Annotated in this window: 14 protein-coding genes; 7 read left to right on the top strand and 7 right to left on the bottom strand. The window is 34.6% G+C overall.

Going from position 1 to position 11849, the window contains the following annotated elements:
- Positions 1-15: 15 nt before the first annotated feature.
- The 7 genes from PQ478_RS08605 to PQ478_RS08575 form a co-directional block, all read right to left on the bottom strand.
- A complete protein-coding gene (locus PQ478_RS08605; RefSeq protein WP_289236492.1) occupies positions 16-1353 on the bottom strand; it encodes a hypothetical protein in 1338 nt (445 codons plus the stop codon).
- Positions 1354-1650: 297 nt separating this feature from the next.
- Positions 1651-1878, bottom strand: a complete 228-nt coding sequence (locus PQ478_RS08600) for a hypothetical protein (RefSeq protein ID WP_289236491.1) — start codon at positions 1876-1878, stop codon at positions 1651-1653.
- A gap of 80 nt (positions 1879-1958) precedes the next feature.
- Positions 1959-2369, bottom strand: coding sequence for a helix-turn-helix domain-containing protein (locus tag PQ478_RS08595; protein ID WP_289236490.1), 411 nt, complete (start codon positions 2367-2369; stop codon positions 1959-1961).
- 237 nt (positions 2370-2606) lie between these two features.
- The gene (locus PQ478_RS08590; protein WP_289236489.1) at positions 2607-3194 is read right to left on the bottom strand and encodes a M23 family metallopeptidase; all 588 of its coding nucleotides are present in this window, start codon (positions 3192-3194) and stop codon (positions 2607-2609) included.
- A gap of 244 nt (positions 3195-3438) precedes the next feature.
- A complete protein-coding gene (locus PQ478_RS08585; RefSeq protein WP_289236488.1) occupies positions 3439-3597 on the bottom strand; it encodes a hypothetical protein in 159 nt (52 codons plus the stop codon).
- A gap of 63 nt (positions 3598-3660) precedes the next feature.
- On the bottom strand, positions 3661-4767 hold the full coding sequence (locus PQ478_RS08580; protein WP_289236487.1) for an FtsZ/tubulin family protein: 1107 nt from the start codon (positions 4765-4767) through the stop codon (positions 3661-3663).
- Between the two features lies 1 nt (position 4768).
- On the bottom strand, positions 4769-5047 hold the full coding sequence (locus tag PQ478_RS08575) for a hypothetical protein (RefSeq protein ID WP_289236486.1): 279 nt from the start codon (positions 5045-5047) through the stop codon (positions 4769-4771).
- Positions 5048-5483: 436 nt separating this feature from the next.
- Here PQ478_RS08575 and PQ478_RS08570 point away from each other — a divergent pair, with 436 nt between their 5' ends.
- From PQ478_RS08570 to PQ478_RS08540, 7 genes are all read left to right on the top strand, one after another.
- Entirely contained in the window at positions 5484-5687 is a 204-nt protein-coding gene (locus PQ478_RS08570; protein WP_289236485.1) for a hypothetical protein, read from the top strand.
- Complete coding sequence (locus PQ478_RS08565; RefSeq protein ID WP_289236484.1) at positions 5684-5932, top strand: hypothetical protein; 249 nt, start codon at positions 5684-5686, stop codon at positions 5930-5932. The genes PQ478_RS08570 and PQ478_RS08565 overlap by 4 nt, the downstream gene beginning before the upstream one ends.
- A gap of 19 nt (positions 5933-5951) precedes the next feature.
- Complete coding sequence (locus tag PQ478_RS08560; RefSeq protein ID WP_289236483.1) at positions 5952-8714, top strand: hypothetical protein; 2763 nt, start codon at positions 5952-5954, stop codon at positions 8712-8714.
- A complete protein-coding gene (locus PQ478_RS08555; RefSeq protein WP_289236482.1) occupies positions 8715-9542 on the top strand; it encodes a hypothetical protein in 828 nt (275 codons plus the stop codon).
- A gap of 120 nt (positions 9543-9662) precedes the next feature.
- Positions 9663-9974 carry an HU family DNA-binding protein gene (locus tag PQ478_RS08550; protein WP_289236481.1) on the top strand — a complete coding sequence of 104 codons (312 nt, stop codon included), beginning with the start codon at positions 9663-9665 and terminating at the stop codon, positions 9972-9974.
- Positions 9975-10210: 236 nt separating this feature from the next.
- Complete coding sequence (locus PQ478_RS08545; RefSeq protein WP_289236480.1) at positions 10211-11512, top strand: PhoH family protein; 1302 nt, start codon at positions 10211-10213, stop codon at positions 11510-11512.
- Between the two features lie 80 nt (positions 11513-11592).
- Entirely contained in the window at positions 11593-11799 is a 207-nt protein-coding gene (locus PQ478_RS08540; protein WP_289236479.1) for a YonK family protein, read from the top strand.
- The last annotated feature ends 50 nt before the right edge of the window (positions 11800-11849 follow it).

Below are 11849 nucleotides of genomic sequence, written 5' to 3'. Positions count from 1 at the left end.
ATCACATCCATAATTTTATTTAATTTTACCTATTCGCTTAGCAAGTGACCAAGGCTTAGCAAGGTTAAGTGATTTCAAGCTAAACATTGTTTTAAATCCTTTAAGTACATCAAAGATATTCCCTTGATTACTATCTAACATTCTTTGAACAAATGCAGGAGGGTTTGCCATTCGGTATAAGCCTCCAGCTACAATAAGCAATCTAAATACCATTTCCATTCCACCTGTTGCTGATCTTGTTAAGAATATGAGTAAGCCTATGAATGTGATAAACGAAGCGTACACAAGCTGCACAGTGCATAAGGTTTGAATAGATCTTAACCATAATGTAAAGTATTTGCGAGTGTCTGAGAATATCCAAGCACTTAAAGCAACTGGAGTAAGTGCAGACAGCACAAACAAATCAAACCATCTTCTGCCATTCTGCAGCGCTACAGGTATAAGGGTACCTATGAGCAAGATATCAAAAAGTATTAAAGCTAGAACATCAAAGCCCGATGAAGTAGAAGCGGGAACTATTTCTCCTATTGACATACCCGTAGCACCCAACTTAGCAATGAGCTTTGATAGCATATTGACGGATGTGAATACCTTTTCTAAAACAAATGGTGCAAATCCCATAGCTGCAACCACTACACCTAGTCGCTTTACTAAATCAGAAAACTTATCATATTTTATTTTACTTGATCTACCACCCTCAGATTTAAGATCAAACATTTGCTTCACTGAGTTATAAGTAAAAGCTACGGTCACTAATCCCATCGACACAAAAGAAAGATTCATCATGTTCTCTTTAAATATGTCGCTTGTAAAAAGAAAGGCAGGTACTTGTAGCACAATACTTGAAATCGTTTCATAACACCAAGCTAATAAGTTGACTGATAAAGCAGAAACATTTTCATTGATATTGTTAATCCAATCTAAAACAACCTTAACTTTCTCCCCTATTTCATTCCATAGTTCAATTGCTTTTGTATAGTTATTTCCAAACGAAGCTCCCTCAAATGTTCCTGAGTTAGTATAGGGGTTATTTTCAATATTTCCTCTTTCCCATAGTGAACCCCATAATGTCTTCTTTGTCTCTGCATGTGCATGGTTAAACCCTGTCGCAAGAAAAGCAGTTGAGAAGACTGCTGCGGGTATAGTTAACTTTTTAACTATGTTTAGAAAGGAAGATGAAATGCTGGTGAACCGCCTAGTAAAATGGTTGCTAATGTCAAGATGATCCTTATGATGGTCGGTGTGATGATTATTTGTGCCATTCCTTTTACTGTGTTGCTGAAAGCGTCCATTGCTTTTTGATGCTGATTCTTTTTGGGGTGAAAGTAATACAGTCGGCTTATTACTAGCCATACCGACCCTATTGCTAACCCTAGTATGATTGAGTAGTCTATTAACATCGTTGCAAACTCCATTATTTCTGGAGGTGTTGGAAGCCCTAGTGAGCCTGCTTGAATGTTTGTGCTGACTTCCTCTGCTCTTACTATACTCGGACTCACGGCTGCCAATATTGACGCTAATGCTACTTGAGTTTTTAGCAACTGATTTTTCAGTTTTACTAATTTCCCTTTTGGCAAACTTTTCACCTCCTCTCTGAACTGACTGATTAAAAAATCCTTATCTGTTTCTTCTGTTTTAAGCTGAATTATTTTACTTGGATTCTTGTAGTTCACGCATTCTTCTAATTTCCTCGTTTGCACTCTCACCTGTATAGACATTTGTTTTCCTCCTTCTTGGTGTAGATTCTACGCTGTTGTCTTTTTTAATTGATTGAAAATTATGATGAAGCTGAACACCCTTTACTATTCCTAAGCATCCTCCAAGGAATAGTGCGGTCTTTGCTGCCATCCAACCTACTCCGATAATTGTGGGAGTCATAAATAATCACCTCTTTTTATTAATCTATTCAAGTGTATGAGAATTGAAATTTGTACTATTACAAATAACTGAAGAAAAATTTACTCTCTATAAAGAACTGTTCGTATAGGAGGATGATTGAAAGCAGTCCACAACTTCAAGAAATTCTCCAGAGAAAGAGTTTGTTTGTTATTTAGAATGAGATTGAGTGTGGAAGTATCTATGTCAGTAAGTTTGGCAAGTTCAATTTGCTTTACTTCGTGTTGCTTCATTAATTCCTTGAAGCGGTTCTTTAATACACCTACCTTCTCGATATCCTTGTTTAATTTTTTATCGCCTAGAAGAACCTCCATTTCCCAAAGCTGTCTAATGATAGAACCCTTTATTAATTCTTCAATAGTTGTTGTTTCTTCAATCTTATAGAAGAGCTTATTTTCAAGATCAATGTAATTAGCAAGCTCCTCCAACCTTTTCACCGTACTTTCATTTAACTCAATAGTTATTTTTTTCATGAATAAAAACCTCCCAATTTGCTCATCATATTTACTGAGGTGAATGTAATGGCTAAGAAACCACAAACAAAACAAGAAATATTAAGCACTACTATTAGAGATATTAAAGATGCTGGCAAAAATGCTTAGGAGGTATATATAATGAGTATTTTCTTTATGGGATGGAAAGTTGAAGAGTATGACTGGGAACAACAGTTAAACAATTGCAGCGATGATATTATTAGAGAGACTGGTTTATCAAGAGAAAAAGTTGAAGAAACACTCAAGATACTGAGCCAACACAGAATAATTAATGCAAAAGTGATTAATTAAATCTGCAGATAATGAAATAAAATTTGTTGTGAAGTGCTTTAAGAAACTTGCTACACTATCTTGACTGCCACTGAACAACTCAAGTAATGAGTATCCTTTATCAATAGAAGAAGATCCATCAGCTATTAAGCTTCCCATATTTTGAATGTCTTCTATATAAGGGGAGGGATCGATAAACTTCCCTCCCTCCCTCACACCAAAATGAAGATGGCTCCCGTAAGAATGACCCGTATTTCCTGCGTAGCCTATCAACTCTCCTTTCTCTACAAAGTCTCCTTCTTTTAAATGATTAGTAAATTTACTCAAGTGACCATAGATGAATGTCTGACCACTTTCTGTTTCAATGAACACAGTTCTGCCCGCATTTTTATCGCCATAGTCAGCGAACTTGATTACACCTTCCCTAATCGAATATAATTCTTCCCCTTCTTTCATAGCCAGATCGATACCTTTGTGGGGTGAATTTCTAAAGCTTTCCATATCGCCAAACTTTGATGTAATTCTCCACGTCATTTCAATCACCTTTTCTAATGTTTTATATCAGCAAAATATTTTTGGTAGAGCAAGCAGCTTAATAATCTATACCTTTTGAAACACCTTAAAAACCTTGTAAATAAGCCACTTTGTAATTACCCACCTTGGGAAATTAGCAGGGAAAGATGGGTGGGTAATTACGGGAAAGTAGTGGGAAAGATACGGGTAATGTCCATATTACCCACAGGAAAGATGAAATTTACTATCTTAGTAAACTTATAAACTAGGCTTTAGCATACTTTTGATTCTCTTTAGCTATTTCGAGAGCTTGCTGTTTTACCGCTTCTTGAATCAGTTTCATCCCTTCATCAGTTAAAAGGATACCTACTTTGTTTTCGCATAAATTCTCAATCACTTTCTTAGCCATTTCGATTTTACCCATTTAAATCACTCCTCAGTCTTGGTAGTAGTTTGATATTTAAATATTTTTAAAGATTTTTAAAAATCAACGTTTGTACTTGCTAAGAATATCTAATGCAGAGCGTTTTTTCTTCTCTTGTTGTGCAGGCTGCTTGAATCTTTGAGTAGAAATTGTAGGTGTGTAGCGTATCTCTTCCTCAAATAAGCTCCCTAGCTTAACTTCTTGAGTTTGAATCCTTTCTTCGATCTTGCGGATTCGTGCCTCACACCACGAAAGACCAGTCAAAATTGTGAGTATTTTATTCTGACCTGTTTCGTAATAGCCCTCATACAATGCCAATGGCTCACCTGATTCAAATTGATTGTATAGCTGCTGTAATTCTAAACTTTTCAGAACTGAGCTATGACAATCCACAATCAGCCCCATTCTAATTAGCCGCTTCTTCTCAGGAGTAATATAGATTTGATCATCCCACGATTTAATTAAGGCTTGATTAACCCATTTTTCATTCTCGACAACTGAATGATTTAAGTCCACAAGATTCAATTCGCTAATATTAATCAATCCCTGTGTACTAAATAGCGTTAAAAGGTCTCTTTTATCTAAATTGGAGATAGTCGATTCCTGCTCAGTGTAATGAAGAAGCTGATTCAATTGGTTGATGAATCTGTAGTTTATCTTCTGATATGTCTCCCCTTTGTCTGTTGCATTACCTTTTTCATTATCAATTGACAATACTGCAATATCTAATCCAGATAAATCACTCATAGCTTCTATTGTGTTGAGCTGACTTGTAGCAACTTCATTTAAGCTAGGAAGGATAGGGCATGCAACGAACACTTTATTCATTTTATTTTGTAACAGGTCAATGACTAATGAACTGATTCCACTCCCACTCCCGCCTCCTGTAGAATAGACAATAAAGATAATCTCAATAGAAGGATGCGAGAATTTCTCTTCAATAAATGACGTTACTCTCTCCCAGTTTGTATTCATAAGCTTAATAGCTTGCTGACGATCTTTACCTACTCCTTCGCTACCTATGAGGCAGAGTTTGTTTTCTTCTTCAATATTTACACACGACAGTAAATCTTTTTCTGAGTAGTTGATTGCTACAGAAGGAAAATTCATTTTCGAAGCAATGTTACAAATTGAACTACCTGCCTGACCTAAGCCAATAAATCCATACATATTATTCAACTCCTTCTAATGAAAGGGTTAATGCGTCAACCCCGTAATGTGTGATATAGATGTTGTGCTTCATTCTATCCCTCATGACTTTTATAAGCTGCTTAGCTTCTAATGACAAAATAACCCTTCTGAAATTTGCGGTGGTTAAATTCAATTCCTCTCTTAGTGTCTTTTGAGGTATTGCCTTAAATGGTGCATTAGCGTCCTCCTCTTGGAGTAAACCCAAACAACTTAATTCTTCAATTGTTAATCCTCCTACTATCGCTTCAAAGTAATCCATATACACCCCTCCTGTCCTAAGCCTGATATTTAAATATTTTTAAAGATATTTGAAAATTTTTAGAGATTTTTAAATATCAAGCTTCTTGCTTTAGTTATATTGTCGAATGCTTGTATAGTTTCCTGTCCTAATTAAATAAAATTTATTTTTTGTGGTACTTGCATTTTACCTGTTGACAAATAATAGAATGATAAGTTAATATAAGCTTATCAATAAAATAAATAAAAATTAATTAGGAGGTGCATGAAGATGAATTATTTTTGAATCGCCATATCGTACCCTAGAAGGCTTGTACGAGCATTTTTATAACAGATAGTATAAATAGACTCGAAAATACATAATGTTGCTCACAATGGATGTGAGAGGTCTTAAATGACCTAATAAAATAAATTAAAATAAATTATAATTGAAAGGTGATAAACATGGGTGAAGCAAAATGAAGTTGAATAAAGTTAAATGGAGTATCAAGGAGATTGTAGCGTATTTAGAGGAAAAGATTTTAAACGATGAAGCTACATATAAAGAAATTGACTGGTACATAGATTATAAGAATACAGAAGAAGTTTCTTATGACAGGGTGCTGAAAACACTGTTAGATGAAATGCAGAGTGAGTATTGGATTGGAGGAGTTGGCAGATGAGCAACTACAAATCAGAATTACTGAAAGTAAGAGAGCTAATTTTAGAAATTGAAGACTTAGATGATCTTGAAGATGTGCTTGTCTTACTGAGTAATCTAAAAAATAAAGTAACTTATAGCGAATGGAAATCATTACATAATGAGCTGAATGAAGTTGAGCACAGTCTTGAACCGTACCTATCAGGTATTGATGATTATGATTGGGAGATTATGAAAGAATCCAACCCAGACTTATCAGACCAGTAAATAAAGGAGGAAGTCAATATTGCAAAATAAACAATTCTACACATTGAAGTTTAAGTCATCAAGACTAAAAGAATTTAACTACGATATTAGCATTACTTTTGAGCAAGCTAAAAAATTCAAAGAAGTCATAGCTCTCTTCGATAATCAGATGCTGCGCTCTATACGTGATATCAAACGTTCTAGCGTATCCTATGCTGATATTGATAAACTAGAAAAAGAAAAGAAGCTTAATAAAAATGATCCAACTAAGCTTAAACATACAATTGAGAAACTTAATAAAATGCTATACATACCTGAATATGTCACAATCGTCATGGATCACCCTTCTCACTATAAGTATATGTATGAAAATAAAATTAAAATCAATGAGAACTTCTACCGAAGGTTTTCTTGCTCTGCAGGTCAGGCTCGTGTATCAACCGTAGTGTTTGTAGAAGAGAGTATTGCAGATAAACTAGATAAAGTATTAGACAACGGCAGAGACTTAAATAAACAGCTAGTACCGTCAAAGCTTAATGCCTATAAGGGATTAGCAGGCTCTGCTACAATGCCTGTATCAACACCTCGCTTCTGTTTAGTTCCAGACTACTATAGTGACTCTGAGGTAAAAGTGAACTTTGTAACAGAAACAGGTCTTAACGATGATGATATCATTGTAGAAAAGACTATTACAGAATCCTTTAACAGATTTGATGGGCAGGGTTTGATTAGCTATGAGATGGCTAAAAAATGGGCGGACGAGCTTAAATTAGACTATGTTCCTGCTCAATGGTGCGTAAGGCAAAATTATATAAAGGGGATGTTAAATACCTTCCCCATTCATGAGTTCTGTAAAACAGAGAATGATGGTAAAACATTAATTGAAACATCATACAAAGATGGTGACGGCAATCCTATCCTCGCTGACCTGTCAGAAATTGATGTCATTATTACAGACTCACAATTTAAGCTGTGGGATAGCTTTGCTAGTATTGAAGAATACAAGGGTAACTGTGAGAAAAATAACTTGAAATGGGGAGTCACCTTACATAGTCCCAAGAAAGATAAAGATATCTTAAAAATGAATTATCAATTCTTACAAACTCTAAATCTTAATAAAGAGGATATTGAACAAATATGTAAAAAGTTTGTAGATTGGATTTTAGGCGTGTCAACGAAAGATGTTTACCAAACCCTCCTTTTTCTTCTAGGAACTGATATCACCGAAGAAAAACTAAATCATTTTTTACAGGGAAGTGACAATCATTGGATCAAAGCCCTAGCAATTAATAATGACTTAATTAGGGATAGATACTTCAAAAAGAAAGTTTACGATCTTCTTAAAAGAAAAATAAAACTTGGTTGCTTAGGTCAAATTTTAATTGATGGAAACTTTCAAACACTTGTAAGTGACCCCTATGCCATGATGCAGCATGTGTGTGGAATTGAGGTCACTGGATTATTAAAGAAGAGAGAATACTATTCTAATTACTGGAGTAGAAAGGGTGTGAAGGTAGTTGATTCAATGAGGGCGCCCTTAACTTACCGTAGTGAGCATCTGCTTTTAGGTCTAAGAGACGATGAGATGACTAATCATTGGTACAGATATAATTACACAGGTATTATTGTGAATGCACATGGCTCTGAAACAATGAATTGGGCAGGAAGCGATTTTGATTATGATATTATTGCAACCACTTCCGATCCCACAGTGATAAAAGGTGTGTATAAAGATGAACTACCTGTTGTTTACGAAGCTCCAAAATCAGAGAAAAAAGTCCTCACTGATGAAGATTTGTACAAAGCAGATATATTCTCTTTCGGTTCAGCTATAGGTGCTATTACAAATAAAAGCACTAGTGGATATGCACTACTTCCCACACTAAATGAAGATAGTGCAGAATTTGAAGTCACAATGAACAGAATTAAAATGTGCACAAAGCTCCAATCCGCTCAGATTGACAAGGCTAAAATAGGCAGAGCTGTAAAAGGAATCCCTAAGACATGGGTTAATTATCATAAAGTTAAAGATGAAGACACTGAAGAAGAGAGAAAAATAAAGGAGTTTAATAATACTATTTTATTAGACAAGCACCCTTACTTCTTCACCTATCTCTATAAAGGAACAAGAAACAAATATAAAAAGCATGTAGATTCATATAATATTACCTGCAAGCAGAAGTTTGGTATGACTATCGATGAATTAAAGTCTCTAAAAAGAAAGAGCTTAGAACAAAAAGAGTTTCTAAAGTTATATTACAAACTATCTCCAGTCATTGATAGTGATTGTGTGATGAATAATTTGTGCAGATACATTGAATCTATTGATTTTAACATCAGAAGCAATAATGCCACTATAGATGATGAAAGACTGCATGAATTATTAATGAGTAGTGTAGATGTGGACAGCGGAAGCAGGCAATACAGGCAAGTTGTCAAGGCATATAGCGACCATAAGAAATCAGTGAATGAAGCCGTTGCCTTATCATCAAGCGAAGTCAATCAAGTCAATGGCTTTGATGAACACGAGAAACTGTCTGTTGATGAAAAAGTTGAGTCTTTCAAGGCAGACATCTACAAACTTAAAGTTTCTACAGAAGATGCGATCAACATTTTGGTTCACTATTTTTACATAAAGCAACCTAAATCTAATAAAGACTTACTTTGGAGAGCATATGGTGAAGAAATCTATCAAAATGTAAAAAACAACAGTAAGAAAACAGTCCTACTCCCCTATCCTGATCCAGATGGAGACATTGACTATCTCGGAGAAAAATATAAATTAAAAGAGGTGAATGTTTAATTGTTAGACTATAGATACAATGAGTATACATATGCGAAAAATATACTCGATAGAGGATTTACTAGTAATTACATCAAACATGAAATGCAAATCTTAGCTAAGTTTTACAAATATTTAGGCGAAACACCTAAAGAGCGTGAGAAATCACTATACGACTTCTCCAGCAAAAATATAAAGGACTTTGACAGAGCTACCCATTTCAAAATTGTCAATTCTGCTCTCAACTACGCTAGAAAAAAAGAAAATGTGCTCGTTGAGATTGAATCTGTTGAAATTAGTGACAAAGAATTAGATTTAATTGATAGCATACCACTCGACCACGTTCATAAAAAAGTAGCATTTTCTTTACTAGTTATTGATAAACTTAGCAAAGAGACTCAAAGAATCAGAGATGAGTCGTCTGTTTCAAATGAGCATTATTATGGAGGAAGCACAAAGAAGTATCGTGAGTTAACAAATACATCTAAAATCCCACTAGTGAGAAATAAGAAAAGAAAAGATATACATAGTATCATTTCAGATATGAGTGATCTAGGACTTGTGGAGATTAAGAATAAAGGCTTTATCAAGTTAAATTTCCTCTATAATATAGAAGATAGTGAGAATAGTGTAATGGAAGTTAGCACATATGATGATATCGGATTCTATTACGATTACTATAGAGGTGAGAATAGAGTAAAGAAATGCGAGAAGTGCGGGAGGTTCTTTAAAGCGAAAAACGCAAAATCTTACAACTCAAAAAAATACTGTGAAACATGTGCAAAAGAAAAGGAAAGACAGAGAGTCAGACTGTTAAGAATGAACTTGAACGAAAACGAAAACTCTTAAAACCCTTATCTTACATGGGATACAGCGATTTTTTGTTTTTTGCTTGTTATGATAAGAGTAAATAAAAATAATATTCTTATCACAATACAAATTACATGATAAAAAGGAGAATGATATATTATGGCAAATCGTAAAGAGTTGGCAAAAGAAGTAGCAGGTATTTTAGCAGAGGTTCTTGAAGAGAAAGTAAGCGTAGATGGTGAAAAAGGTTTAAGTGGTACACTAGCAGTAGATGCAGTGGTTGAAGCTGTACAAGGTTTCTTAGCTAAAGGTGAAACAGTTAAACTAACAGGATTCGGAAACTTTGAGGTTCGTGAACGTGCAGCTCGTAAAGGTCGTAATCCTCAATCAGGCGAGGAAATGGAGATTCCAGCTACTAAAGTTCCTGCATTTAAATCAGCTAAGGCTCTAAAAGAACTAGTTAAAGCTTAATTTTTTTAAAATTAATTAAAATAATACATACAAGTAAACGCAAATACACTATAATACATTCTATAAAATTAAACTTTTATTGGTGTCTCGCCACCATAAGGGTGAACGAAAAAATTGGTGCTTCACCACCATAAACGTGAAATATTCTTGTAAGGCACTCGGAGACGTTCGGGTGTCTTATTTCTATTTATAAATATCATTTAAAATATGACGGATTATACAAGGAGTAAATACATATGAAAAAGTTATTCGTTCTCGATACGAATGTACTACTTTCTGACCCTAATGCAATTTTTTCATTTGATAATAATGTTGTTGTAATCCCTACTGTCGTACTCCAAGAACTTGATAAGAAGAAGGTTCTCATGGATGAAGTAGGTCGAAATGCAAGACACTTTGCAAGACTGCTAGATGATTTACGCAAGCAAGGAAAATTGCATGAGGGTGTGAAACTTGAAAATGGTGGTTTGTTGAAAGTTGCTCCTCCACCAGTTGAGTCAAGAGTATATGATAATTTCCTTAGCAGTGAAGCTGACAATAAGATTATTGCTACAGCAAAAATATTAATGGAGCAAATGAAAAATAAAGTTATAGTTGTTTCCAAGGATGTGAATGTAAGAATCAAAGCCGATGTAGAAAACATTGGAGCAGAAGATTATGAGAATGATAAGGTTATTTCATCCTCTGATGATCAATATGCAGGATTCAAGACCGTTGATTCAGATGCACATGCTATTAGTATCTCAAAGAAGAATAGTTTTTCAGAACTATCAAGTGAAGGTATGTTAGAAAATGAATTCTACGTTCTTAAGAATGGAAGTCAAGAAGAGATTGCTATTAATAAGAAAAATAAAATTCATAAACTTTACAACTACCCTAATAATAGTCAACATGTCTTTGGTTTGAAGGCTAGGAATACCGAACAAGCAATGGCACTGGAATTGCTATTAGATGATTCAATTCCCTTGGTAACACTATCAGGGAAAGCTGGCACAGGTAAGACTTTACTAGCATTAGCAACAGCATTACATAAAGTTCAAGATGAGCAGAAATATAAAAAGGTTAGTGTGGCAAGACCTGTAGTTCCAATGGGTAAGGATATTGGATATCTCCCAGGCGAAATGGAAGAAAAGCTAAGACCTTGGATGCAACCTATTTACGATAATTTAGAGTTTCTATTTGACTGCAAGGATCAAGATGAGCTTAATAAATTATTAGTTGGATACGAAGAGATTGTTTCAGTAGAGGCACTTACTTATATTCGCGGAAGAAGTATCCCTGATCAATTTATCATTATTGATGAAGCGCAAAATTTAACAAAACACGAAGCTAAGACTATTCTTACTCGTGTAGGAGAAAGAAGTAAAATTGTTTTAGTTGGAGATCCTCATCAAATTGACCACCCTTATCTTGATCAATATTCTAACGGGCTTACATATGTAATTGAGAAGATGAAGCACTTACAAGAAACTGGTCATGTGTTACTAAGCAAAGGTGAACGTTCTAATTTAGCACAATTATGTGCTGACATGCTTTGATTTTATATCAAAAAAGTCTATACCTATCTAACTATACACTATACTAAAAATTTATGTGATTTACAAGGAGATGATTTACTATGGCTAAAAATAAAGAAACTATGTCTACAAATATTACTGGGAAAGTAAACATTGTAGAAATGACGGCAACCGAAACTGATAAAGATGGCAATGAAACTGTATATAGCATCCTCGATGTCCTAAGGCGCTTCGATGGTCTTGAAACTTCAATTACATTTAAGGTTGATAATGATATCGAACCTATCGAACCTATTGAAGAGGTGTAATCTATGCACAAAGGACTTACATATACAGTTAATCCAGATGGTACGGTAAA

Origin of the sequence: Alkalihalophilus pseudofirmus (genome assembly GCF_029094545.1) — a bacterium.
Lineage (GTDB): Bacteria > Bacillota > Bacilli > Bacillales > Bacillaceae_D > Alkalihalophilus > Alkalihalophilus pseudofirmus.
Note: the sequence above shows the minus strand (reverse complement) of the source record. Positions and strands in the feature narration are given on the sequence as shown.

Bases quoted from the DNA above. Each gene is read 5' to 3' on its own strand.
- PQ478_RS08605 (WP_289236492.1), bottom strand. From the start codon at position 1,353: ATGGCTAGTAATAAGCCGACTGTATTACTTTCACCCCAAAAAGAATCA.
- PQ478_RS08600 (WP_289236491.1), bottom strand. From the start codon at position 1,878: ATGACTCCCACAATTATCGGAGTAGGTTGGATGGCAGCAAAGACCGCA.
- PQ478_RS08595 (WP_289236490.1), bottom strand. From the start codon at position 2,369: ATGAAAAAAATAACTATTGAGTTAAATGAAAGTACGGTGAAAAGGTTG.
- PQ478_RS08590 (WP_289236489.1), bottom strand. From the start codon at position 3,194: ATGACGTGGAGAATTACATCAAAGTTTGGCGATATGGAAAGCTTTAGA.
- PQ478_RS08585 (WP_289236488.1), bottom strand. From the start codon at position 3,597: ATGGGTAAAATCGAAATGGCTAAGAAAGTGATTGAGAATTTATGCGAA.
- PQ478_RS08580 (WP_289236487.1), bottom strand. From the start codon at position 4,767: ATGTATGGATTTATTGGCTTAGGTCAGGCAGGTAGTTCAATTTGTAAC.
- PQ478_RS08575 (WP_289236486.1), bottom strand. From the start codon at position 5,047: ATGGATTACTTTGAAGCGATAGTAGGAGGATTAACAATTGAAGAATTA.
- PQ478_RS08570 (WP_289236485.1), top strand. From the start codon at position 5,484: ATGAAGTTGAATAAAGTTAAATGGAGTATCAAGGAGATTGTAGCGTAT.
- PQ478_RS08565 (WP_289236484.1), top strand. From the start codon at position 5,684: ATGAGCAACTACAAATCAGAATTACTGAAAGTAAGAGAGCTAATTTTA.
- PQ478_RS08550 (WP_289236481.1), top strand. From the start codon at position 9,663: ATGGCAAATCGTAAAGAGTTGGCAAAAGAAGTAGCAGGTATTTTAGCA.
- PQ478_RS08545 (WP_289236480.1), top strand. From the start codon at position 10,211: ATGAAAAAGTTATTCGTTCTCGATACGAATGTACTACTTTCTGACCCT.
- PQ478_RS08540 (WP_289236479.1), top strand. From the start codon at position 11,593: ATGGCTAAAAATAAAGAAACTATGTCTACAAATATTACTGGGAAAGTA.